This is a genomic window from Hymenobacter qilianensis (assembly GCF_014489555.1).
Lineage (GTDB): Bacteria > Bacteroidota > Bacteroidia > Cytophagales > Hymenobacteraceae > Hymenobacter > Hymenobacter qilianensis.
In genome coordinates this window covers 4,606,439-4,629,874 of the sequence record NZ_CP060784.1, presented here as the reverse complement: position 1 = coordinate 4,629,874, position 23,436 = coordinate 4,606,439, and the positions used below count along the sequence as shown (strand labels likewise).

Annotated in this window: 15 protein-coding genes and 3 pseudogenes; 7 read left to right on the top strand and 11 right to left on the bottom strand. The window is 57.3% G+C overall.

The window, feature by feature from the left end:
• Positions 1 to 41 precede the first annotated feature (41 nt).
• A complete protein-coding gene (locus H9L05_RS20865; RefSeq protein ID WP_187732514.1) occupies positions 42 to 359 on the top strand; it encodes a hypothetical protein in 318 nt (105 codons plus the stop codon).
• 65 nt (positions 360 to 424) lie between these two features.
• On the opposite strand, the gene H9L05_RS20860 is transcribed toward H9L05_RS20865, so the two are convergent.
• The 3 genes from H9L05_RS20860 to H9L05_RS20850 all read right to left on the bottom strand — a co-directional run bounded on the left by H9L05_RS20860 (position 425) and on the right by H9L05_RS20850 (position 6,182).
• Entirely contained in the window at positions 425 to 1,876 is a 1,452-nt protein-coding gene (locus H9L05_RS20860; protein WP_187732513.1) for an amidohydrolase, read from the bottom strand.
• Between the two features lie 415 nt (positions 1,877 to 2,291).
• On the bottom strand, positions 2,292 to 5,147 hold the full coding sequence (locus tag H9L05_RS20855; RefSeq protein WP_187732512.1) for an outer membrane beta-barrel family protein: 2,856 nt from the start codon (positions 5,145 to 5,147) through the stop codon (positions 2,292 to 2,294).
• A gap of 228 nt (positions 5,148 to 5,375) precedes the next feature.
• Positions 5,376 to 6,182, bottom strand: a complete 807-nt coding sequence (locus tag H9L05_RS20850) for a GLPGLI family protein (protein WP_187732511.1) — start codon at positions 6,180 to 6,182, stop codon at positions 5,376 to 5,378.
• 150 nt (positions 6,183 to 6,332) lie between these two features.
• Between H9L05_RS20850 and H9L05_RS20845 the strand changes: the two genes are divergently transcribed.
• From H9L05_RS20845 to H9L05_RS26560, 3 genes are all read left to right on the top strand, one after another.
• On the top strand, positions 6,333 to 7,784 hold the full coding sequence (locus tag H9L05_RS20845; protein WP_187732510.1) for a sensor histidine kinase: 1,452 nt from the start codon (positions 6,333 to 6,335) through the stop codon (positions 7,782 to 7,784).
• A gap of 129 nt (positions 7,785 to 7,913) precedes the next feature.
• Positions 7,914 to 8,240 (top strand): response regulator, encoded by a 327-nt coding sequence (locus H9L05_RS26565; RefSeq protein ID WP_317175043.1) that lies wholly within the window; start codon positions 7,914 to 7,916, stop codon positions 8,238 to 8,240.
• Positions 8,228 to 8,587 carry a winged helix-turn-helix domain-containing protein gene (locus H9L05_RS26560; protein WP_317175042.1) on the top strand — a complete coding sequence of 120 codons (360 nt, stop codon included), beginning with the start codon at positions 8,228 to 8,230 and terminating at the stop codon, positions 8,585 to 8,587. Before H9L05_RS26565 ends, H9L05_RS26560 begins: the two co-directional genes overlap by 13 nt.
• 29 nt (positions 8,588 to 8,616) lie before the next feature.
• Here the strand turns inward: H9L05_RS26560 and H9L05_RS20835 are convergent, their stop codons facing one another.
• From H9L05_RS20835 to H9L05_RS20825, 3 genes and pseudogenes are all read right to left on the bottom strand, one after another.
• A complete protein-coding gene (locus tag H9L05_RS20835; protein ID WP_187732509.1) occupies positions 8,617 to 10,554 on the bottom strand; it encodes an ATP-binding protein in 1,938 nt (645 codons plus the stop codon).
• Between the two features lie 589 nt (positions 10,555 to 11,143).
• A pseudogene (locus H9L05_RS27065) lies at positions 11,144 to 11,994 on the bottom strand (sensor histidine kinase).
• A gap of 1,002 nt (positions 11,995 to 12,996) precedes the next feature.
• Complete coding sequence (locus tag H9L05_RS20825; protein ID WP_187732508.1) at positions 12,997 to 14,061, bottom strand: LacI family DNA-binding transcriptional regulator; 1,065 nt, start codon at positions 14,059 to 14,061, stop codon at positions 12,997 to 12,999.
• Between the two features lie 564 nt (positions 14,062 to 14,625).
• Between H9L05_RS20825 and H9L05_RS25425 the strand changes: the two genes are divergently transcribed.
• A complete protein-coding gene (locus tag H9L05_RS25425) occupies positions 14,626 to 14,988 on the top strand; it encodes an SDR family NAD(P)-dependent oxidoreductase (protein WP_262892594.1) in 363 nt (120 codons plus the stop codon).
• A 5-nt stretch (positions 14,989 to 14,993) separates the two neighbouring features.
• The gene (locus tag H9L05_RS25420; protein ID WP_262892593.1) at positions 14,994 to 15,371 is read left to right on the top strand and encodes an SDR family NAD(P)-dependent oxidoreductase; all 378 of its coding nucleotides are present in this window, start codon (positions 14,994 to 14,996) and stop codon (positions 15,369 to 15,371) included.
• A 75-nt stretch (positions 15,372 to 15,446) separates the two neighbouring features.
• Here H9L05_RS25420 and H9L05_RS20815 read toward each other — a convergent pair whose 3' ends face one another.
• Positions 15,447 to 17,672, bottom strand: a complete 2,226-nt coding sequence (locus tag H9L05_RS20815) for a bifunctional alpha,alpha-trehalose-phosphate synthase (UDP-forming)/trehalose-phosphatase (RefSeq protein WP_187732507.1) — start codon at positions 17,670 to 17,672, stop codon at positions 15,447 to 15,449.
• Between the two features lie 450 nt (positions 17,673 to 18,122).
• Here H9L05_RS20815 and yiaK point away from each other — a divergent pair.
• Positions 18,123 to 19,114: pseudogene (yiaK, locus tag H9L05_RS27060) on the top strand (3-dehydro-L-gulonate 2-dehydrogenase).
• Positions 19,115 to 19,139: 25 nt separating this feature from the next.
• On the opposite strand, the gene H9L05_RS20805 reads toward yiaK, so the two are convergent.
• From H9L05_RS20805 to H9L05_RS24385, 4 genes and pseudogenes are all read right to left on the bottom strand, one after another.
• Positions 19,140 to 19,352, bottom strand: a complete 213-nt coding sequence (locus tag H9L05_RS20805; protein WP_394368504.1) for a LytTR family DNA-binding domain-containing protein — start codon at positions 19,350 to 19,352, stop codon at positions 19,140 to 19,142.
• Complete coding sequence (locus H9L05_RS20800) at positions 19,352 to 19,897, bottom strand: LytR/AlgR family response regulator transcription factor (RefSeq protein ID WP_187732506.1); 546 nt, start codon at positions 19,895 to 19,897, stop codon at positions 19,352 to 19,354. The genes H9L05_RS20805 and H9L05_RS20800 overlap by 1 nt, the downstream gene beginning before the upstream one ends.
• Positions 19,894 to 20,916, bottom strand: a complete 1,023-nt coding sequence (locus H9L05_RS20795; protein ID WP_187732505.1) for a sensor histidine kinase — start codon at positions 20,914 to 20,916, stop codon at positions 19,894 to 19,896. The genes H9L05_RS20800 and H9L05_RS20795 overlap by 4 nt, the downstream gene beginning before the upstream one ends.
• 47 nt (positions 20,917 to 20,963) lie before the next feature.
• Positions 20,964 to 23,395: pseudogene (locus tag H9L05_RS24385) on the bottom strand (outer membrane beta-barrel protein).
• Positions 23,396 to 23,436: the final 41 nt, after the last annotated feature.

Sequence of the window (23,436 nt, the reverse complement as noted above, 5' to 3'; positions counted from 1 at the left end):
GATAACCATCGGGCACGCACCTATTCCTAAATGCTACTGATATGAAAAAGAGCAAGAAAGAGAACGCGAAAAAGGATAAGAAAGCAGCTAAGCAAAAAAATAGCAGCTCCTTATTCGGTGGGTCCAAAAAGTCCGGCAAGAAAGGGAGAGGCCAGAACGGGATTGGTGCGCTGACCAATGGCCAGAAAGTAGCCGGCGGAGCCGCCCTGCTAGCCGCAGCGGGCTTGGGCTACTGGGCGCAGAGCCGCCGTGCTAACGCAAAAACTACTGCTGCTTCCAAAGCCACCGCGGCTGAAAAGCAAACAGCCTCCCAGGGGAGGCCGCTTAGCAACTACCATCTGACCGCCGCACCTTCATAGCCAGCCGAGGCAACTCTGCAAAGCTGATTATGAAGGTATTGCAGGCGAAAAGTCTGTTTTAAAAACTAGTCGCGATAGTTGAGGGCGGGCTTACGGTCGCCGAGCAGAGGCTTGTACACATAGCTGCCCACATCCTGCTTGAATTCGGCAGTGGCTTTCTCAAGCAGGGCTGGGTCCGTAAACAGGTCGATGGCCGTTAAGGTCATGGTTTTGGCGGCTACCATCATGCCTTTCGCTCCAATTTCCTGACCGCTGCAAGCTACCGCCTGCCAGCTGTGGGCCGGCGTGCCCGGAATCCAGGTGGCGGCCGTGAGGCCTACCGTGGGTACCGCGAAGCTTACGTCGCCTACATCGGAGCTGCCACCCCCATCAGTAACGGCGAAGGGCTGTACCTTGGCTGCTTCTTCAATGGGGGGCGCCGGGAAGCCGAATGATGCCTGAATCTGTTTGCCAACCGCAACTTCCTGCGGGGTATAGGTCACGCCGCCCACCCGCTCCAGGTTGACTTGCAGCGCCCGGGCCAGCGTTTCGTTGAGAAGCAGCTCGTGGGTGCCGCCAATGATTTCGTAGTCCATGGTAGTGCCGGTGCCCAGGGCTGCGCCTTCAGCCGCTTTCACCACGCGGGCAAAAGCATCTTTCACCTCGTCGCGGTTGGGGTGGCGCACATAGTAGTACACTTCCGCAAATTCGGGCACCACGTTCGGGGCCTTGCCGCCGTTGGTGATGATGTAGTGGATGCGCGTTTCCTGGGGCACGTGCTCCCGCATCATGTTCACCATGTTGTTCATGGCTTCTACGCCGTCGAGGGCACTACGTCCGCGCTGAGGCGAAGCGGCGGCGTGTGAGGCAATGCCGTGAAAGCGGAACTTGGCCGAGCTGTTGGCAATGTAGCTGCTCATCATCGACCGGTTTTGGTTACTCGGGTGCCAGTGCAGCACGGCATCAACGCCAGCAAACAAGCCGGCCCGCACCAGGTACACCTTGCCGCTGCCGCCTTCCTCAGCAGGAGTGCCATACACCTTCACGGTGCCTTTGAATTTGCCTTCTTTAATCAGCTTTTTGAGCTCGATGCCGGCGGCCACGCTGGCTGTCCCAAACAGGTTGTGGCCACAGCCATGACCCGCGTCGAGGCCGGGCACCGCCTTTTTCTCCGCCCCAGCTTGCTGCGACAAACCCGGCAGCGCATCATACTCGGCCAGTATGCCGATGACCGGCTTGCCACTGCCGTAAGTCGCTACAAAAGCCGTTGGAATATCAGCCACGCCGGCCTGCACCGAAAAGCCGTTTTCGCGCAGGGTTTTCTGCAACAGGGCCGAGCTTTTGGTTTCTTTATAGCCCACTTCCGCAAACCCCCAGATTTGCTGGGCTACCTTCTTGTAGTCGTTGTAGCTGCCGTCCAGGTCCTTTATTGCTTGCGTCTTAAGCGCATTTACATCTGGTGCAGGTGTTAGGGCAGGATGGGCGGCCAGCAGGCCAGCGCTCAGCAGGCTGAGCGCGAAGTACCTTTTCAAGTTCATAAAGAAGCAAAACAGCAAGTCCGGCGGCCTGATTAGTCAGGCTTGGCACGGACGAAAATAGCATGTTTCGATCTGTTAAGTTTGAAGGAGAAGCAGTTTTGCTGCGGGCGTGACTTCGGATCTTCGCTTTCCCGTCATGCAGAGGCGGAGCCGAAGCATCTCGCGTGTTTGATTGCAATGGTATTGTCATGCTTGTCTGGCGTCCGCCGGTCGAAGCATCTCTACCGCTTCGTTGAGATTAGCATTGCAGTAGAGATGCTTCGACCGGCTCAGCATGACCGCCTTTCTACAATCAGACGACCGCGAGCGAGATGCTTCGCTGCGCTCTGCATGACCTGAAATGTGAGTTTCGGAATTGCCCCCCCACATGCTGAGAAGCTGATGCTTTTTGACTTTATTTCTGTTGCCAAAGTCCTTACTGGCCAAACTGCCGCAGGTTGTAAGTAAAGCTGAGCATGACGTAGCGGCTGAGGACCTTGCTGCGCACGTCTTCCAGGTAAACATCTGTGACGTTGCGTACTACGCTGCGGTTTTGCTTGAGCAAATCGTAGGCTTGAAGCTTCAATTCGCCTTGCTTATCCTTGAATAATTGGCGGGTGAGGCCCACGTTCCAGAGCGCCACTCCCTGGTTGAAGCCGGCCGAGCGGCCCGCGTAGCGCGTGAGCCATAAGTCGCTGCTTACGGCCCAGCGGCCAGGCAGCTGGTAGAACACGTCGGCTTCCAGCGTCTGGGTCCAGTAGGACGTGTTTTGTTGGGGCAACAGAGAATAGCGGGCGTCGAGGTAAGTGACGTTGCCGGCGAAGCCTAGCTCCAGCTTATCATTGAAGGCAGTGTTTAAGCTTAAGCCTTGCCCCAGGCTCCAGTTGCGCGCTTGGTTTTGCTGGTCGTTCACCAGGCTTTGGCCCTGTGTAAAATTGCCGTTGGTAGTCAGGTTCACGTTCAGCTTGTGCCAGCCCAGGCGCTGACCCAAGGACAGAAACCCATTGAGGCTGCGGTAGCCATCGGCGTTAACAGGACGCGTCGTTTGCACGCCGCTCGCACTGAAGCTGGTGGCCGACACAATGCGATTTTGCACCTGGTTGGCGCTCAGCAGACCAAACACGCTGCGGTTGTTCACGGCGTTAAATTGGTTGAAGGTCGCCGTGAGGGTGTGGTAATATTCGGGTTGCAGCCGGGGGTTGCCGAAGCGGATGTAAAGCGGGTTGGTGTTGTCGGCCACGGGCTGGAGCTGGCTGGCCGTGGGCGCCTGCAAGCGGGTGCGGTAGTTCAGGCGGAGCGTGCGGCTGCGGCTGGCGTTGAGCGTGAACATGGCGCTGGGCAGCAGGCTCTGATAATCGCGCGTGAGGGCCGTGTCGGCGCTCCGATTATCGACCCGCAGGCTGGATTGCTGCGCATCGAGGCCCAGAGAGAAGCCGTAGCGCAGGCGGCGTGTCTGCCAGGTCAGGCCAGCCCGGTTTGTTAGGAAACTGCTGCTGAATTGATTGCTAAGCACCTCATTGGCTGCATCGTAGCGAGCGGTAACAGGGTTGAAGTCGGCTACCTCGCGCTGGGAGGTGCTACGGGTGTTGGCTACGTTGTAGCGAAACTCCAGCTTCTGCTGCAAGGTCAGGGGCTCTACATAGGCCAGATTGAGCACTTGCGTGCGGGCCGGATAGTCCTGGTTTATACGCTGGTTGAGTAGGCTAGTGCGGCCAGCGCCATCGGGGGCAAAAAAGGTGTTGGCAGCTTGGTTCAACGCCTCGCCAGCCTGATTATTGAGCACTGCGCTGAGGTTGGCCGAGAAGGTGCGGCCAGGCTTGGCAAAGCGGCGCATGAGCAGCAGGTTGCCATTGCCCCACAAGGTGTTGGCGGCGGCATCGTAGGTGCTTTGGCTGGTGTTTAGCTGCCGCTCGCCCACGCTCGTTAGCTGATTCTTGGCCTGTTCCTGATCGGTATTCTGCCACCATACGGCCGGCGTGAAGCGAAACGAGGTAAGAGTGTCTAGGCGATAGTCGAGGCGAAAATTGAAGCGCTGACTTACGCTGCGGGCGCGGGCCGCCGCGCTTTGATCTGTAACCAAAGGCTGACCCGTTTCGCCGGTGCCAGCGTCGAGGCCGGCCACGTTTTCGCGCCGGCTTACCTGATCGGTGGTCACGATGGTGCGGTTGGCGAAGTAGCTGGTGGCCACTTCGGCCCGCTTGCCCCAGGCGTCGCGGTAATTTAGCCCCCCAGCCAACGATTCGGTGATGTTGGTGGGCTGGTTGTTGCTGGCCGGCTGCGCATTGCCGCCGCCGCGGCCACCTGCATTAACCACGATGGCGCCACCGCCTGGCCCACCTACGCCCCCAAAGCCGCCGGGCAGACTGTTGCCACTGCCCGTACCGGGGCCGCTGCTCACGTCGCCGGCCGTGGGGCTGCCGTCGGTGCTGAAGCCCAGCTGATTCACGTTGTTGGCCTGCCCCAAAGCCGAAATCTGGCGGCCATTATTGAAGCGGTTCAGGCCGACCTGCGCGCGGTAGCGCTCATCGGTGCCGGCCCCGATTGACTCAGTGCCGAAATAGCCTTTGCGCTTGTCGCGCTTGGTAATCAGGTTGATGGTTTTCTCCTGTTGGCCATCGTCGATGCCGGAGAAGGCCGACTGGTCGCTGCGCTGGTTGTAGAGCTGCACTTGGTCGATAATATTGGCGGGCAGGTTGCGGGTGGCCAGCTTGGGGTCGTCGCCAAAAAAAGGCTTGCCATCCACCAGCACCCGATTCACCTGATGGCCCTGGGCCCGGATGGTGCCGTCGCGGTCGACCTGCACGCCGGGCAGCTTCTTGAGCAAGGCTTCCACGACCGCATTGGGCTGAGTGCGAAAGGCGCGGGCACTAAAGGCCACCGTGTCGCCCTGCACCGAAACCGGGGCGCGCTCCTGCTGCACTACCACTTCGCCCAGGGTGTGAGAAATGCCCCCCAGCCGCTGCATTCCGATGTCGGTGGCGCCGGCTGTCGCGGATACGGGGAGCAGCTTGCTTTTGTAGCCAACGAAGGTGAGCAGCAGGAAGTAGCGGCCGGGCGCCACGCCGCGCAGGGCAAAGCGCCCGTCGCCATCGGTGATGGTGAAGGAGATGTAGGACGAATCGCGGGCCGCCAGCAGTGATACGGAAGCCTCGCGCAGGGGCTTGCCGCTAACCGAATCGGCGATGCCGCCCAGAATCTGGCCGGTACCGCTGGCGCGGGCTGGGGTCGGCTGTTGGGCGTACGCCTGAACCGCGCTGAGGCAGCATACAAGAAGCAGTAGAACAGTGCGCATATAGGTTGAGGCTTAGTGAAATTTGCCCCCCAGCGGCTTCTTTTCAGTAAAAGCAGAGAATAATTCTACCAACAATAGCAGGTGTGGAGACGCGTATTCGCGTCTGTCGTTGAACGAGCAGCAACGCGCAATTCGTCGCCCCAGCGACCGCAACGATTAGACGCGAATACGCGTCTCTACACCCGTGCTGAAGGCTAAGAAGCTTTTTCGGGGAGAAGGAGCCGGGAATTAGTTGGAGCCGCGGCCGCCGAAGTTTTCCATCATGCGCGAGCGGAAATCGGCCCGGGCCTTTTCGCGCACGTCATTCAGCTCGGCTACGGTCACCATCTGGGCCTGGGTGCTGGGCCGCACTTCCGCTTCTTTTACTGGGGCCTTCAGGTCAACTTTGGTGGCTTTAAATTGCTCGCCAGAGCCTTCCACGGCCAGCACAACCCCTTTTTCCGGCGTCAGGTCGCGGATGGGGGAGTAGGTAAACGGCAAGTCCGTCGTGATCCAGACGGTGTAGGTTTCTTTGCGGAAGGGCACCGTGGCTTTGCGGCAGGTGTAGCCGGCAATCTTCTTGGTTTGGGCGGTCAGCTGCCAGTTTTCGGGCTTTGCGAAGGGAGCATCGGCCCGATATTCGGTGGTTTGGTCGTCTTTTTTGACCGACACTACGGTGGCGTAGGTGCGGTCTTTCAGATTCAGGAAAACCGTTTCCTCGAAGGGGCGACCAATGTTGGTAGTCTGCGGAGCACTGTTTGGGCCACCTTCCACAATGCGAACCATCGCCCCGCCGCCTTCCTGGGCTTCCCGGGCATAGTCGCCGGCGAAGCTCAGCGTCTGGCCGAAGGAGCGCACGTCGGGAAGGTCGGCGGGGAAGTCGGGGCTGCCTGGCTTCACTTCCTGGCCATTAATTACAATGCGCCGCTGGTTTGGGTCGATGCGGCGGGTGCCTTCGTAGCTGATGCGCCCGGTGGTCTGGGCCTGGAGAGACGAGGCCGCGCTCATGCCAAAGGCGAGCAGCAGCGTGAAAAGGGAAGTGGGGAGGAGTTTCATGGTAGCGGGAGTTTGAAGCAATGAATTACGCTTACAAAGCACCACTTCCGGCGTGTAAACCACTGTTATCTTGTGTTAAAGAATGTTAACGGTGGTGAGTACCATGCGGCAAGGCCGTATTTTCGTTCTGCTCTACCTTTTGCCCCACCCATGAAACGCCGTATCCGCTCTATTTTCTGGCTTATGGCAGCTTGTATTCTGGGCATCAACGGCTTCCAGGCGTACTGGCTCTACAATACCTACCAGCTCACCGGCCAGCAGTTCGACCGCACCACCCGTGAGGCCCTGCTGGCCGTGGTGCAGCGGCAGCTGCTCGGTGGTGCGCGCCAACTGGTGCAGGGCGAGCAGAAAGGCGTAAGCAGGCGGGTTATGCTACAGGAGTTCAATTCCGATGCTGGGGGGCAAATTGAGCGTATTGTCGTGTCGCCGCAGTCTGCGCCGCCTGATACGGGCCGCCGCGTGCTCCGCTCCGACAGGCTGATTATCACCACTCGCCAGCCGTCGGGCCAACGCCGGGCTGCCGCCGACACGGCCGCGCGTACCATCTCGCGCATCATCATGAACGACTGGATCGGCAGCCGCCACGTGAATCTGCCTCAGCTTCTGGCGGCCTACCAAGCGGAGCTGCGTTTGCGCGATGTGCAAACCGCCGTGAAGCTCGACACGCTGACCGTGCCCGTGGCTGAACCGATGCTGGCGGCAAATGTGCCCAACAAGCCCGCGCCCGCTGGCTACCCCGTCCAAACGCCCCCCATCCCGCTCAATCCCATTCGTTCGGTGTTTGTGCAGGCATCTTTCCCCACGCCCACACCCTATATTCTGCGCCAGATGGGCGGTCTGCTGGCTGGGTCGGTAGCGTTGCTGGGGCTCACCACGGGCTGCTTTGCGCTGATGCTGAGCACTATTCTGCGGCAGAAAAAGCTCTCGGAGGTCAAGAATGACTTCATCAACAACATGACCCACGAGCTGAAAACGCCACTGGCCACGGTGTCGGCGGCAGTGGAGGCCATGCAGAATTTCGGCGCCCTGAATGACCCGCAAAAGGCCCAAACCTACCTGAGCATTTCCCAAAAGGAGCTGCAACGGCTGTCGGATCTGGTGGAGAAAGTGCTCAACAGCGCGGTGGAAGAGCGTCAGCAATTGACTATCAACCCGGAGCCGGTGCGGCCCGCGGAGCTGGTGCAGGAACTGGTAGCGCGCCATCAGCTGCAGGCTTCCAAGCCTGTGCGTTTTGAGGTCGATATTGAGCCGTCCGAGTCGTTGTCGCTGGACCGGCTGCACGTGGCGGGCGTCATCAACAACCTGATCGACAACGCTATTAAGTACTCGCGCGAGCAGGTGACCATCGCCATCAAAGGTCGCCGCGACGAAACCGGCTGGCGCCTGACGGTGCAGGACGACGGCATTGGGATTCCGCGGAGTTACCAGGCCGCCGTTTTTGACCGGTTTTTTCGCGTGCCGACCGGCAATCTGCACCCCGTGAAAGGCTTCGGATTGGGCTTGTATTACGTCCGCCAGGTGGTAGAGCGGCATGGGGGGCATATTGACGTGCGTAGCGAGCCAAATCGGGGCAGTGAGTTTTCTATGTGGCTGCCCGTATGACGTTCAGTGTAGAGACGCGTAGTCGGGTCTCAATCGTCGCGGTTAATGTTTAGAATAAAGTATTCAACGGCGCAACACCAATCGTTCAACGACCAGACTCCAACTATTGCGTCTCTACAAAATGCCCCCATGCCTTCCATTCTCCTCATCGAAGACGAGCCCGCGCTGGGCATGATTGTGAAAGACAGTCTGGAGGTGCGTGGCTTTACGGTGCGCTACGCCGCCGACGGGCAGGAAGGCCTGGAGCTTTTCCGGCAGCAGTGCCCCGATATTGTGGTGGCCGATGTGATGATGCCCCGCCTCGATGGCTTTTCCCTGGCCGAAATAATCCGCCGCGACAACGCCTCGGTGCCCATTATTTTCCTGACGGCCCGCTCCCAGCCCGCCGATGTGGTGCGCGGCTTTGAGCTGGGGGCAATGACTACCTCAAAAAGCCCTTCAGCATGGATGAGCTGATTGTCCGCATTAAGGCACGCCTGAGCACAACCCCGCCAGCGGCCGCGCCTTCCGCTGTGCTCACCATCGGCCGCTATGAGTTTGATCATCCCAGGCAGCGCCTACTGCTAGGCACCCACGAAGAAGTATTAACCCACCGCGAAGCCGAGCTGCTCAAGTGCCTTTACGACCAGCGCAACCAGGTGCTGGAGCGGGCCACGGTGCTCCAGGAGCTATGGGGCAACGACAGCTTCTTCAACGGCCGCAGCCTCGATGTGTTTATAACCCGCTTGCGGCGCTATCTGAAGGACGACCCACAGGTGCAGATCGTGAACGTGCGCGGCATCGGCTACAAGCTTATCTGGTAGGTTTCTCCAATACCTACATCAGGCAAGAGCTAGCTCATAATGGCTACGTCTTCGGCCAATTCCGCGTCTGGGGGGCTTTTTTTGTAGTTCGGAACCTGGGGGAGCTCAATGGTAAATTCGGTGAATTCGCCCTCCTGACTATCTACCCGGAGCGAGCCCCCGTGGCCGTGGGTAATGATGTCGTAGCTCAGGGAAAGGCCCAGGCCCGTGCCTTCACCGGAAGGTTTGGTGGTGAAAAAAGGCTGAAAGATTTTGTCGCGTATCTGAGCGGGGATGCCCAGGCCGTTGTCGCGCACGCGCACTTCTATTCGCTTGTTGCGGCGGTACGTTTGCACCTGCACCTCGGGGCAATAATTTCCGCCTTCAACTTTTTGTCGCTGCTGCACAGCATAAAAAGCATTGTTAAGCAGGTTCAATAATACCCGGCCGAGCGCTTGCGGAATAGCTCGAATACGACCCAAGGCTGGATCTAATTTGGTGGTAATGGTAGCCACAAAATGTGGGTCTTTCGCCCGGAAACTGTGGTAAGCCAGCTGCAGATGTTCATTAGCTAGGGCATTCAAATCGGTCAGTACCCGTTCGCCCCCAATGGTGCGAGCGTGGGCCAGCATATCGCGCACAATATTGGCCGCCCGGCGTCCGTACAGGTATATTTTTTCCTGGTTTTCCTTCAACTCAGCTGCCGCGCTGCGCAGGGTGAGCAGGTCGGGCTGGGGTTGGTCGGCCTCGGCTTGAAGCTCGGTGGCTAGCTCCGTGCTCACCTCAGCGAAGTTATTGACGAAGTTCAAGGGGTTCTGAATCTCGTGGGCAATGCCGGCCGTCAGCTCGCCCAAGGAGGCCATTTTCTCGCGTTGTACCAGCTGTGCCTGGGTGGCTTTCAGCTGCGATAGGGTAGCGCTTAGCTTGTTGCGCTGGTTAGCTATTTCCGCATTCTGAGCATTTAGTTTGAGGTTCGCCCGCTGCTTATGCCGAATCGTGCGCCATAGTAGCAGCAGCACCGGAATGATGCTAGCCAAAGCAGCAATCAGCCAATGAGAGCGGTGTTCTTCATCGCTTTGGGCCTGCTGAATGGCGCGTTCCTGCTGGCGGAGCTGTTCGCTTACTTCAAGGGCCTGCACCTGCGCCATTTTGGTTTGGCTAAACAGGCTATCGCGGGTAGTGCTAGCTAGGGTCAGGTAATGGAATGCGCGGGCATTGTTGCGGCGGGCGGCATAGGTGCTCGACAAAAACCGGCTGGCTTCCAGCACTCCTTTCGGGTAGTTGCCTTTCTGGGCGGCAATCAGTGCTTTATGCCCGAAATAAAGGGCTGAATCGGCCCACGGCCCCAGCTCTTCCCTGAATAGCTGGGCCTGCCCCAGATACGCCCGGCACAAGGCAAACGTAACATGCTGGCTCAGCGCCCGCTGAATGCTGCGGCGGTAGTAATGGCGGGCCAGCTGCGGGTTGCCCAGCTTCGCGTAGATGTTGCCAAGCATGGCCGCGTCGCCTACCTCACTGATCAGGTCGTGCTCACTTAAGTCCATGGCGTAGCCAACCTGCGAGTAGTGGCGCGCCGAGTCCAGGCGGTTTAGCTGGGCATACACGTTGCCGATGTTGCCCATAATGCGGGTCAGGAGCTTAATGTTGCGGCTTTTTTCGGCTACGCTCTTCGCCTTAAAAAAGTAAGCCAGCGCCGGCCGGCTATAGCCTTGCTCCCAATACAGATAGCCCAGCGTATTCAGCGCCCGCCCAATCAGCTCCTGATCGCGCAGCTCTTCGGCCAGCCGCAGGCCCTGTATTCCTACCTGCAGCGCCGCCGGATAGTTGCCCGACTCCCGAAAACCCGATCCCAACCGAATCAAGGCCCACGCCTCACCCCGTCGATATTTCAGCTTCTGGGCCAGCTGTAGGGCTTGCTTGCCATAAAAGATAGTAGCCAGCGGGTTGCTTTGCGTGTTTTCGTAGGCCAGCTGAGTCAGCAGCAGCACCCGCCCGGTATCGGGGGCGCTACCAGCAATAGCCGGTGCAAGCTGTCGAGCCTGACATCAAGCTGAACGGCCCTGGCAGGGACACTCAAACTTAAGCCCCACAGTAGCAGCACATAAAACCTTTTCATGGCAAGGAGCGAAGCACCACTTAAGCGAAAAAGCATCCGAACGCGACCAATAACCCCATGCCATTCTTTAACCTGGGGGCTTTTTAGGGCTGCTGCCAGTACTTGCGGCAGCCCCAAAGTATCCTCTCTTTTGAAGGAGCAAGCGCAGTAGTCAATTCCGGCGCAAACAATTACCGGAGAGCGCAGCTGCTGACAATTTCAATCTGTGCGTACGGGAGGGGGTGGTCGTGAATGGCCGGTGATGGGAACAGCAGATTTCCAACGTCAGAAGGGGCTAAAATCCCACCGAAAGAAGAACCTTAATCTTGTAAGCCAAACGCCGCACAAGCGTCGGCACCGAAAACGCACAGGGGCCCAGCTTGCGCCCCCACCACCTGATTTTCTGCTACCGAACAAATCGGTATATGTTGCCCACTAATATACTAAAAAATACTTAATTATTTATATTAAGTGCTACGTATTTATCCACAGCTACATGTGCTAATCAGGTAGTTGGATTTGCTCCACGGGTGCGTCCTGTCGGCCCTGCTGTGCCTGCGTCTGGGGGCTTTTTCCGGTGCCGGGCTTTGGGGGAGCTCAATGGTAAACTCGGTGAATTCGCCCTCCTGACTATCAACAGTGAGCGTGCCGCCGTGGCCCTGGGTGATGATGTCGTAGCTAAGCGAGAGGCCCAAACCTGTGCCTTCGCCCGTGGGCTTGGTGGTGAAAAAGGGCTGAAAGATTTTGTCGCGAATGGGGCTGGAATGCCCAAGCCATTGTCGCGCACGCGCACTTCTACGCGCCCATTGGAGCGGTGGGTGTATACCTGCACCTCCGGCCGGTAGCCGTTGACCTCCGTTTTTTTTCGCTGCTGCAAGGCGTAGAAGGCATTATTGAACAAATTCACCATCACCCGGCTCAAGGCTTCCGGTATGGCCTCAACAGGGCCCAACGCCGGATCGAAGTGCGTGGTAAGCGCGGCGTTAAACTGCGGATCTTTGGCCCGGAGGCTGTGATAAGCCAGGTGCAGGTGCTCATCGGCCAGCGCATTCAGGTCGGTGGGAACACGCGCGCCGCTGTTGGCGCGGGCATGGGCCAGCATATCGCGCACAATATTGGCCGCTCGGCGCCCGTGCTGCTGAATGCGCTCCTGGTTTTGCCTCAAATCCTCGGCGGCCTCGCGCAGGGTCAGCAGGTCCGGTTCGGGCTGGGCAGCTTCGGCTTGCAGCTCGGCGGCCAGTTCAGTGCTCACCTCGGCGAAGTTATTGACGAAGTTCAGCGGGTTCTGTATCTCGTGGGCAATACCAGCCGTCAACTCCCCAAGGCTCGCCATTTTCTCCCGCTGCACCAGCTGCGCTTGGGTGTTTTCCAATGAGTTAAGCGCATCGGCCAGCTGCTCAGCCTGCAACTCCAGCTCTTCCCGTTGGGCATTCGATTTGTTCTTTTCCGCCTCGATAGTTCGGCGTTGGAGGAAATCAATCCGGCTGTTCACTTCAAAAAAGTAGCACGTTAGGGCAGAAACAAAATGCGCAGAAAGCAGCATCATTCCATTATTGATAATCAGCAGCCTGTTGTGAATTGAATGCCCGTCGGTTACCAGTACTACGAAATATATACTGATTATCAGAGTGTTGGAAACGAAAGCGTACCAGAACTTCAGCCGTGCCCACGACCCCGTAAACATCATGATGATGATCAGGCCCACGTAATAATGGGTGTGCGCCAATTCGCTCGGGTCCGTTTTCTTGATAATCAGACTGACGGTGATGGCGGCCACGATGCACCCACCGCTGATAATCTGCTGTAGATAGGAGCGTAGCGCTTTTATGTGGGTGATGATAACAATGAGCAGCAGGGTGGGGCTGCCAATGCCAAAGCGATAAAACCACGCTGTAGCCGTCGAATTGGGCGCCGAAAAGATATCCAGAATGCCAAACGATGAGTAAAGCACGAAGCCAAAAGCCAGGGATATCTTGATGGTTCTGATGTTTGTCTCTTCGTAATGCTGAATGAAATCTATCTCGGTGTCTTTGGGAAATCGCAGGCGCCAGACGGCGGGCATTAGCTGTAGATAATCCATGTTCTAATGCGATAGGGGCAGAAATCGTGGGAGCGTTTGCTGTTGGTCGGGCCTACGGTAGCGGCCGCAACAATCTAACTTACTACAGCGCCTGCTAAGTGACAAATTTGCCCCCAGGCCACTTCGAGGCGTGTTTTTCTACTGTTGTGCTTCCGGTGTTAGCGGGCGGTGCCTATGCTGCCAGACGCTAACAGTAAAAAGCCCCCAGCAGATCTAAATTGTCTGCTGGGGGCTTTTTACTCTTTGTTTTCCCGATCAGGAAGCCTGTAGTTGGGGCTGCCAATGCTGCATATGCAGCGAAGAGTCGCGGAGGCGAAGCTCTGGCTTGAGTACGATGGGTGGGGGTGCGTACTCGGGGCCGCGCTTGCAGAGCTGCAAGAACAAGCGCACCGCCGTTTCGCCCATCTGCTCGGCCCGCTGATCTACGGCGGTCAGGCGGGGAGTGGTCATGGTGGTGAAGGGCTCGTTGCTGAAGCAGGCTAAGGCAATATCCTGCGGCACCCGAACCTTGCGCTCATGCAGCACTTCCAGAGCGCCGGCCGTAGGGATGGCATAGGCAGCAAACACCGCATCAGGCGGCTGGGTTAGCCCCAGCAGATGCTCCATGCCCATGCGGCCCGACTCCTGGCTTAGCGCCGGCAACGCAAACACCAGGTTCTCATCGTCGAGGGGCAGACCGTGGGCCCGCATGGCCTGCGCGTAGCCCAGGTAGCGGTTGCGGCTGGTGTTTAGGTGCTGAGGACCAGCTAAGTGCGCAATTCGGGTGCAGCCCTGCTCAATCAGGTGAGTGACCACCTGGTAGGCGCCCGAAAAGTCGTCGAGAACGACGCCGGTGCTGCCAACCAGCTCGGGCATGCGGTCGAAAAACACCAGCGGCGTGCCTTGCTTACGCACTTGCTCAAAGTGGTCCGTTTGGTCGAGGGTAGTGGCCGATACCGACATCAGAATGCCCTCCACCTGCGCCGACAGCAGCGTTTCGACGTTGCGCCGCTCGCGCCGCACGTCTTCGTTCGATTCGCATAGGAGCACGTTGTAGCCTGCTTTGCTGGCTATGGTTTCGATGCCGTGCATTACGGCCGGAAAGAAATAGCCTTTTATGTGCGGTACAATCACGCCCAAAGTGCCGCTCCGGCCTTTGCGCAGCGCCGAGGCCAGTTGGTTGGGCCGATAGTTTAGCTCTTGGGCCAACTGGCGCACGCGCGCTTTGGTGGCCTCGCCAATATCTTTTTTATCGGCTAATGCCCTCGATACCGTCGCTACCGACAGGTTTAGCGCCTTGGCTATGTCGATTATGGAAACACGCTTCGGAGTAGGTGCCATGCTTTAGGTTCTGTAGAAGGAGAAAAAGGAAACTAGGATGTGGAGCGGCGACACAATGCAAAGTTCCTTATTAATTGTGTGGTGTTATGATAATAGCCTCTATTCTATGGGGCTGTTTTAATAAAAGTACAGGTTTTTTACATTCGCCCTATAAATTTTCAAGGTAGATACATTAGGTATTACCAACTTTTTTCTAAATTGCCATCATAATTGAGGCTTACACCTTAATGAAGATATTCGTGATAAGCTGTTTAGCTGGCTTTCACCAACAGTCTTAGTCTCTGGAATGGTGCCAATACTGTCAGTTGTGGCGCCGATTCTGGGAGGCTAACCCAAGTTGAAGTAGGGGTGGGACTTTGTCTTCAACTTTGGGATTTGAAAAGGGCATTCCGGGTGGGATGCCTTTTTTTATGCCTTTTCCTGTCCGTTTCTGTGGTTGTGTAAGCCGCTAGCATTGCCGCTGGCAAAAAAGGTTGGGTCAGGGTTCATGGTTTTCGTTCTCACACGCTTCGTCTGCGTTTAGGAGAAGATATTTCTACCTCAACCATTAGTCGCAGCTATTCTATGAACCTTCAAAACAACACGATTCTGATAACGGGTGGCGCTTCCGGTATTGGGTTCGCACTGGCCCAGCGCCTGCGTGAGGCGGGCAGCGACGTAATTATCTGCGGACGCCGCGCCGATAAGCTGCGCGAAGCTCAAGACAAAGTTTCCGGTTTGCACATCTACGAGTGCGACCTTGCGCAGGCCACCGACCGCGCTGAACTGGCCCGCCAAGTACAAGCCGACTTCCCAGCCCTGAATGTGCTGATCAATAACGCTGGCATCCAAAACCGTTTCCAGCTCGCCGATTTGCCCCCAGCCTGGAGGCTTGGGAAGAGCAGCGCCAGGAAATTGCTATCAACTTTGAAGCGCCCATTCACCTGACGGCTTTGCTGCTGCCCCACCTGCGGCAGCAACCTAATCCCGTGGTTATCAATGTATCGTCGGGGCTGGCTTTTGCGCCGATGGCGGCGGCGCCTATTTATAGCGCTACTAAGGCGGCGCTGCACTCCTTTACACTCTCGCTCCGGCAGCAGCTTGTGTCCGTTGGGGTGAGCGTGCTGGAAATTGTGCCGCCCGGCGTCAATACCGACCTGGGCGGACCCGGCTTGCACACCTGGGCCGTACCTGTCGATGAGTTTGCGGACAGTATCGTGGCCCGACTAGCAGCGGGGGAGCAGGAAATAGGCTATGGCACCTCCGAGAAGATCCGACAGGCCTCGCGCGCCGAGCTTGATGCTCGATTTGAGCAGATTAACAGCCATTAGGAAACAGTTGAATGCAAAAAAGCCCCCAGAACTTCGCTGGGGGCTTTTTTGCATTCAATGGCTAACAGCGCGACACTAGGTAGGAGTGGACTGCGCTATGTGTACATCTGGGCGGTTGGCTTCTACCTCGGTAAGCTCGGTAAGCAGCTTGCGCACGTCCGAAACGCCGCCCACCGCGTAGCGGGCCGCTGAGTGGATGGCGCTGCCAACCTTCACGCTGTAGGCGTGGGCGGGCAAAGCCCGGAAGATGTCTTCGTCGCTGCGGTCGTCGCCGATGGCCAGGATAAAGTCGGAAGAATCAGGCGTGAGCCAGCGCTGGGCGGCGGTGCCTTTCGTAATACCGATAGTCTTTATTTCCAGCGCTTTATTGCCCTCCAGAACCTGCAAATCGGTGTTGGAAGTCATAAAATTGAGATGGTTTAGCAACTCGCGCGAGCGTACTTCGCCCAGGGCAGCGTCGGCGCGGCGGTAGTGCCACACCAGGGAGTAATCTTTCTCTTCAATGAACGCGCCGGCGGTGCGGCTGACATACTGCTCCAGCAAAGGTCGGAATGCCTGCTTCCATACCGACTCCATTGGCCGAAAAAGGTACCATTCTTCGCCCGCCCGCCGCAGCCAAACGCCATGCTCGGCAATAAAATCGAGGCGGAGGTGGCCCAGCCATTTTTCCAGCGTTGGGCGGTCGTGGCCGCTGATAATAACGACGCGGTTCTGCGGGTTGGCCGTGAGGGCGCGCAGCAGATGGAGCAGCTCTTCGTCGGGCTTCGCGTGCTCGGGGTTGTTGTGAAAACCGACCAAGGTGCCGCCATAATCGAGCAATAACAGGCGATGGGGGGCTTTTTGATAGTCGCGCCGCAATTGGGCGCTGGCATCGTCATCCAGTAAATCGGTGCCCAACGTCAGCTGCTTGATCTTGCTGTACGCCAACCGATTCATGAACAGCTCCGTCCAGGCAAACACGTCGTATTGCCGCACCAAAGCCTGCAAGCTGCTCATGCGGCTTTTTTGCTCTTCCTCCGGCATGGTCAGGGCCTGGTGCAGTACGTCGGCCACTTTGCCGGTGGCGGTGGGGTTGATGAGCAGCGCATCGGAGAGCTCTTGGGCCGCGCCGGCCCGTTCGCTGAGGATGAGCACGCCGCGCTGGTCGGCTTTGCAGGCAATGAATTCCTTGGCTACCAGGTTCATACCATCGCGCACAGGCGTTACCAGCGCCACGTCGGCTAGCCGGTAGAGCGCCACCAGCTGGTCGAAGGGCAGCGAGCGGTAGAAGTACAGAATGGGAGTCCAGGCAATAGTGCCGTACTGGGCGTTGATGCGGCCTACCAGCTCATCTACCTCTACTTTCAGGGCCTGATACTGCGTTACCTGGTCGCGGGAGGGCACCACCAGCATGAGCAGGCTCACCTGCTCGCGCCACTCGGGATAGCGCTTTAGCAGTTCTTCAAAGGCCCGCAGACGCTGGGCAATGCCCTTGGTATAGTCGAGGCGGTCGATGGACAGGATCATGCGCACCCCGCGCAGGGCTTCGCGGAAGGTTTCGATATGCGCCAGCGCAGCTTCAGACGCGGCGGCCGAGGCGTAGCGCTCATAGTCGATGCCCATCGGGAAGGCATCGACGAGCACCATGCGGCTGGGCGTTTCAATCTGGCCGTTCTGATTGGGCAGACCCAGCAGGTTGGACACCGCGCTCAGGAAATGGCGCATGTAGTAGAAGGTGTGGAAGCCAATCAGATCGGCGCCCAGCATGCCTTCCAGCAGCTCCTTGCTCCAGGGCAGCACCCGCAGCAGCTCATATGAAGGAAACGGAATGTGCAGGAAGAAGCCAATGGTGGCATTGGGTCGCGCGCGGCGCAGCATCTGGGGCAAGAGCAGCAGCTGGTAGTCGTGCACCCAGATGGTATCGTCGGGGCCGGCCAGCTCCAGTACGGCGTCGCAGAATTTCTGATTGGCCGCTACGTAGGCTTCCCAATGAGCTTCTTCAAAGCTGGCGTATTCGTTGAAATAGTGAAAAATAGGCCAGAGCGTGGAGTTGCTGAAGCCTTCGTAAAAATCCCGGATTTCGGTTTCGGTCAGGAATACGGGCGCCATGCTGTCGTTGCGGAGCTGGTCGGCTACGTGCTGTTGTTCGGCGGGATTATCTACGAATAAGCCCGGCCAGCCCACCCAAATGTTGTCATCGGCCCTGTAAATGGAGCCCAAGCCAGTTGCCAGCCCGCCTTCGCTGGGTTGAAAAGTAAGCCCGTCGGCGGTGCGCTGCACTTTGGTCGGCAAGCGGTTGGAAACAATAATGGTTCTGGCCATCAATCGAAATGTATAAAGCCTCAGACGCACAGGGACAATGGTGCCTGCTCGTAAATCTGTTGTGTATAACGTGTCGGCGCTACAGCGGGGACAGTTAGCTACTACGGATTTTACGACACTTCAGCTTCGTTTTTTGTCCGTATTACTACGGAGGAGCTATGACCCAAGCCAAAACCCATCCGCTTGCTCACGAGCCTTGCTACCATGTGGGGGGCTAATTTCTCTCCTTAAGATCTGAAAATGCCGTTGGGCAACCCGTAGATGCGCTGCCCGAATAGATGACAGTGGCGAAAAAGCAGGTAGAAATTTGAAAAATCGCGTATTGCAAACTTGAGTATGCTAGATGAAACCGGAAGCAGGCAGCGTAATGCTGGCCCGAATGCACAAGAGTAAGCTGCTTTCTAGCGGACAACCACAAGTAGCTGCTAATCATCAACAAAAAAGCCCCCCATGAGCCTTCGCATCCCTTACCCACAATTACAGCAAGAGTTAATGCGAGTGCTATTGTCGCTTTCCTTTTCGGAAGAAAGAGCCGAGCACTGTGCCACCATTTTTGCCCAGAATAGCCGCGACGGCGTGTATACCCATGGCCTCAACCGGTTTCCCACGTTTGTGCAGGTCGTGCAGCAAGGCTTGATTCATCCAGCCGCCGAGCCCGAATGTATGGAGCAAAATGGCGCACTGGAGCGCTGGGATGGCAACTTAGCCCCCGGCATGTACAGCGCCAGCGTCTGCATGGATCGGGCTATTGCTTTGGCCAAGGAGCATGGCATTGGCTGCGTGGCGCTCCGCAACACCAACCACTGGATGCGCGGCGGCACCTACGGCTGGCAGGCCGCCGAAGCCGGCTGTATCGGCATTTGCTTTACCAATACCATTGCCAACGTCACGCCCTGGGGCGGCACCGACGCACGGCTGGGCAACAATCCACTAGTAATTGCCGTGCCGCGCGCCGAAAAGCCCCCATCGTGCTGGATATGGCAATTTCGCAGTTCTCTTATGGCAAGCTCAATACCTACGCCACCCGGCAGGAACCTCTACCTGTGCCCGGCGGCTACGACCAAGACGGTAAGCTCACTACCAACGCCGCCGATATTCTGGCCTCAGAGCGGGCCCTGCCTATTGGCTTTTGGAAAGGGTCGGGCCTGTCGTTGGTACTCGACGTGCTGTTGACCGCCCTCAGCGGTGGCCGTTCCACGGCGGCCATCACGCGGTCGGGCACTGAGGCGGGCGTGTCGCAGTGCTTTATTGCCTTGCATCAGCCCAACATGCACGCGAGCCTGATTGAGGAAATTATTAGCTACACCAAAAGCGGCGCGCCGTCGGAAACCGGCGAGCAGGTGTACTACCCCGGCGAGCAGTCGTATGCTACCCGCCAGGATAATCTGAAGCATGGTATTCCAGTGGAGGAAGACATCTGGCAGCAAGTGCAGCAAATGTGAAGGCTCACGCAGACCTCCTCACGCACTACATATCCAGCCACTGTCGGAAGGCGGCCGCCCGGCTGCTAGTCACTACCTGCTCCTCGGTTATTGGCGGCTTCACAACCAACGACAAGCGCCCCTTGAAGTAAGGCCGGACCTCCTGCACGGCCCCAATGTGCACGATGAATTGCCGATTTGCCCGGAAAAACTGGCTGCCGTCCAGCTGTTCTTCCAGCTGATCTAGCGTGAGATTGATTATAAACCGCGCCCCTGCTTCGTAACCAAAAACACAACGCCTTCTTCCGCGAAAAAATACGCCACCTCATCGGCCCCTACCGACTTCAACCCCTGGCCTTGCTTTACCAAAAACCGAGTGCGGAAAGTAGCCGGCGCCGGCGTATGCACTAGGCGCTGCAGGTTTTCCAAACCATAAGGCAAATGGTGACGCTGCAACTCCTCGTACTTTTTCAGGGCCTTAGCCACCTCCCCGGCTTCAATAGGTTTGAGCAGATAATCGATACTATTTACCTTAAAAGCTTCAATGGCATACTCGTTATAGGCAGTGGTGAAGATGACCGGGCTCCGCACATCCACCTGCTGAAATATGCTGAAGCTATTGCCGTCGGAAAGATGGATGTCGCAGAAAATCAGGTCGGGAGCTTGGTGCAGTGTCAGCCATTCCACTGCCTCTGCCACCGAGCCGAGGGAAGCCATAATAGTAGCTTGGGGGCGCAGGCGGGTAATTATGCTCGCTAGCACCTCGGCGGCCAGCTGCTCATCTTCAATAATGAGTACGTTCATACGGTGGGGGAGGCAGACAGCAAGGGAAGCCGCACGGTAAAGGTCTCGTCAGTCGGGACAATCTGCACGGGTTTCGGCGTCAGGTGCTCATAGCGGTTGATAATATTTTGCAGGCCCAGTCCCGTTGACGGTGCTGCATCCAAGCGCGGCTGACGGTTGTTTTCTACTACTAGCTGATCTTGATCAACACAAATCCGCACGCGCAAAGGCTTGTTGGTCGTGGCTCCGTTGTGCTTGATAGCATTCTCAATGAGCAGTTGCAGCACCGCGGGAGGTACCTCGCAAACTTGCTTGTCGGCGGGTACATCTATCTGAAAATCCAGGGTATCGCCAAAGCGGGTTTTCATTAAGTAGATGTAGGCGTCGGCTAGCTCTAGCTCAGCCCGCAACGGCACTGTAAGCCGGTCGCTGTGGGTAAGCACCGAGCGGTACACACCCGAGAGTCGGTGCAGAAACGTAACGGCTTGGTCCTGGTCTTTGTAAATCAAGGACCCAAGTACGTTCAGGCTATTAAACAGGAAGTGCGGGTTTACCTGGTTTTTTAGGGCTTCCAATTGAGCCTGAAAGCTTTCTTTCTGCAGTTGCTCCGCTCGCAGAAACTCCAGTTGTAGCTTTTTCTGCACCCTTTCCCGCTCCACGAAATAGTAAAAGAACAGGAACAGGAATGCCGTAAACACCAACCAAAGCCGCAGGTCTTGAGCCGGAAATTTGGCAGTTGGAATCAATAAGGAAGCAGGGACGAAAACAAAGAGGCAGCACAGGAGCATGGCGGTAGCAAATACGGCCGCGCCTTCCAGCAGCCGTTTAGCCCAGTTAGGTAGCCAATCGAGCCGGGCAGAGGTGAAGAGCAAGGCTATTTTCTCATGCACCCAAAACGAGCTGAGCATAAAGAGAAAGATAAACGGCAGCTCTATCATGCCCCGTAGGTTGAAAAACCACACGGTGCCCATCTTGATAAATACGATGATGTAAAACCAAGCTATGGCCGTAAGCGCAGCGGTGATAATTCGTCGGAGCATGCGTGGTGTCTTCAAGGAAGGTACTAAGGACAGCTGCTAGGGCAAGGCTAGTCTTTGGCGCGATTCAGCTCATCCAGGTTGGTGGTACGGGTTTTGGCTTTAAACGCCGCGCCTTTGCTGAACGAATAGCGCACTTGCAGCCCCACGCTTTGGGTACCACGATATACGTCGAAGGCGGTGCGGTTGCTGGCCGTCTGGAAAGAGCCCCGCAGCTGGCGCGAGCGGAAGATATCCACCACGTTCAGGCTCACGTCCAGCTTGTCGCCCAGGAAGGAGCGCTTCAGGCCAGCATCTACCCACCAGATAGGCTTCACTTGGTAAATCCCGTAGGCCTGCGGTCCCAGATACATGCCGCTCACTTCCAGCTTAAGCTGGCCGGGCAGCTGTACCTGCTGGCTGGATTGCAGGAAGTAATGCAGCTGGCGGTTATTTACTTTCTGACCTTGCAGCTCCGTCTGAAAGTGTTGGTAAGCCACGCTAAGCACGTTGTTCATTTGCCACTTCGAGCCGAGCTTTACAGGCACCGAAAGGGTTCCATTCAGTTGGTCGAAGCGGTCCACGTTGCGCTGCTGCATTAGGGTCAAGGTATCCTGAGCATTCTGCGTGGGGATTTCCGCGATGTAATCGGCAGTTCGGGCAAAGCCCAGCGTGAGATTGTAAGTCGACTTTAGCGTCTGCGATACCTGCCAGGAATTCGTGTATTGTGGGCGCAACTGTGGGTTGCCCTGGGCGAAGGTGTACGGGTCGAGGAAGAACACGAAAGGGTTGAGGTCTTCGTAGCGTGGCCGGCTGATGCGGCGGCTGTACTGGTAGCTGACCTGGTACTCCTTACTCACATTTTGCTGCACAAACATGCTCGGGAACAGATCGAGGTAGCGGCGGGCCGTAGTGGTGCCCAGGGTGCGGGAGTTGCCTTTGCTGCGGGTTTGCTCAGCCCTCAGGCCGGCTTGCAGCTTCCACTTATCGCCCAGGCTGGTGCTGAAGTTGGTGTAGCCCGCCACGATATTTTCCCGATACACGAAGTGGTTGCTGCGCGTTATATCCAGGATACGCTCACTCGCGGAGTTCGTGTAGAATGCCAGCTCATTGTCGGAGCGAACTTGGCTTATTTTGCCCCCCAACTCAAGCTCAGAATTGCCCCCAGCGCTTTAGTGTAGTCCATTTTGGCCGCGTAGATATCGTAGTTCACGGGGTTGTCGCTGGCCAGCGTTTGCGTCCTTCCTTCCTCGACCGCATTCACGGGCAGATACCGGTTTAGGAAAGTGCTGCGCGTGTCATCGGTCAGGGTTACGTAGTCGGCATCGGCCGATAATGTGGTGCCTAGGGTGTCCAGTTTGCCGAGGTAGTGCAGGTTGAAAGTGCCGCTAGTCAGGCGGTTGTTAAGAGTATTGCGCGCCTCCACCTGCTGCCGGCTGGTGTCCGCGTCAGCGCCGAGTAGCGTTTCGGTTCTGAACACATTTGATTCATCAGCCAACACCACGTTAGCCGTGACTCCTACATTGTGCTTGGCGTTGAAGTCATAATCAGTGCCTACCCGCAAGGAAGGCGTCTTGCGCGTTCCGGTCTGCCGACTGTCTTGTCGAAACTGAACACCGGGACCTGAGGCATCGAAGGTGCGATTTGCCGCAATAGTGTGCAGGTTAGGACGCTGGGCCATATCCAGGCTGCCAAACGAGTTCCAAGCGCCGTGTTTTACATTCAGTGTGCCACCGCCTGAGTAGCCGGCCCGACCATTGTATTGAGCTCCAGCATACACGCTGCCGTTGAGACCTGCCTGCTGATTTTTCTTGAGCGTCAGGTTGATGACACCGGCCGTGCCCTCGGCATCGAATCGGGCGGAGGGGTTGGAAATGAGCTCCAAGGTGCGAACCTGTTCTGCGGGCATGCTTTGCAGCACGGTCTGTAATTCTTTGCCCGTGAGGTACACCCGCTTGCCATCCAGCATAATTTGCACACCGGCCTTGCCATTCAATTGAATGCTGCCGTCCTGGTCCACAAATACGCCGGGCGCTCGGGCTAGCACGTCGAAGGCAGTGTTGCCGGCCGCCAGTGCCGTGCCTTCCACGTTGACCACCGTGCGGTCTGCGAGCTGCACCACCGTAGGCTTCATGGCTTGCACTTTTACTTCCTTGAGCAACTGCGTGCTGGGCGCCAGCACGATAGCGCCGAAATCACGTCCGCCGGCTTCTGCGCTGACCTCAAACGCTGCTGATGTCCATTGCATATAGCCGAGGCCCATCACTTGCAGGCGGAAAAATCCTGGCTGGGGGGCATTTAGTTTGAAGCCGCCGTTAACGTCCGTTACCGTGCCGACTATAAGAGCGGTGTCGGCGGCTTTGACGAGCGTTACATTCACAAAAGGCACTGCGGCGTGCTCCTGGTCGAGTACGGTTCCGGAGAGCGACGTGCTATCCTGTGCGAAGCTCTTGAAAGAAAGACTGGCAAACACCAGCAGGAGAAATTTAACAGCGTTTTTCATGGTCTAAGTGCGTGACTGGTTGTGCTAAGCAGCCTTGATGG

What these genes read in the sequence shown, in the direction of transcription:
- H9L05_RS20865 (WP_187732514.1), top strand. Translation starts at nt 42, where the DNA reads ATGAAAAAGAGCAAGAAAGAGAACGCGAAAAAGGATAAGAAAGCAGCT.
- H9L05_RS20855 (WP_187732512.1), bottom strand. Translation starts at nt 5,147, where the DNA reads ATGCGCACTGTTCTACTGCTTCTTGTATGCTGCCTCAGCGCGGTTCAG.
- H9L05_RS26560 (WP_317175042.1), top strand. Translation starts at nt 8,228, where the DNA reads ATGGATGAGCTGATTGTCCGCATTAAGGCACGCCTGAGCACAACCCCG.
- H9L05_RS25425 (WP_262892594.1), top strand. Translation starts at nt 14,626, where the DNA reads ATGAACCTTCAAAACAACACGATTCTGATAACGGGTGGCGCTTCCGGT.
- H9L05_RS20800 (WP_187732506.1), bottom strand. Translation starts at nt 19,897, where the DNA reads ATGAACGTACTCATTATTGAAGATGAGCAGCTGGCCGCCGAGGTGCTA.
- H9L05_RS20825 (WP_187732508.1), bottom strand. Translation starts at nt 14,061, where the DNA reads ATGGCACCTACTCCGAAGCGTGTTTCCATAATCGACATAGCCAAGGCG.
- H9L05_RS26565 (WP_317175043.1), top strand. Translation starts at nt 7,914, where the DNA reads ATGCCTTCCATTCTCCTCATCGAAGACGAGCCCGCGCTGGGCATGATT.
- H9L05_RS20815 (WP_187732507.1), bottom strand. Translation starts at nt 17,672, where the DNA reads ATGGCCAGAACCATTATTGTTTCCAACCGCTTGCCGACCAAAGTGCAG.
- H9L05_RS20795 (WP_187732505.1), bottom strand. Translation starts at nt 20,916, where the DNA reads ATGCTCCGACGAATTATCACCGCTGCGCTTACGGCCATAGCTTGGTTT.
- H9L05_RS20845 (WP_187732510.1), top strand. Translation starts at nt 6,333, where the DNA reads ATGAAACGCCGTATCCGCTCTATTTTCTGGCTTATGGCAGCTTGTATT.
- H9L05_RS20850 (WP_187732511.1), bottom strand. Translation starts at nt 6,182, where the DNA reads ATGAAACTCCTCCCCACTTCCCTTTTCACGCTGCTGCTCGCCTTTGGC.
- H9L05_RS20860 (WP_187732513.1), bottom strand. Translation starts at nt 1,876, where the DNA reads ATGAACTTGAAAAGGTACTTCGCGCTCAGCCTGCTGAGCGCTGGCCTG.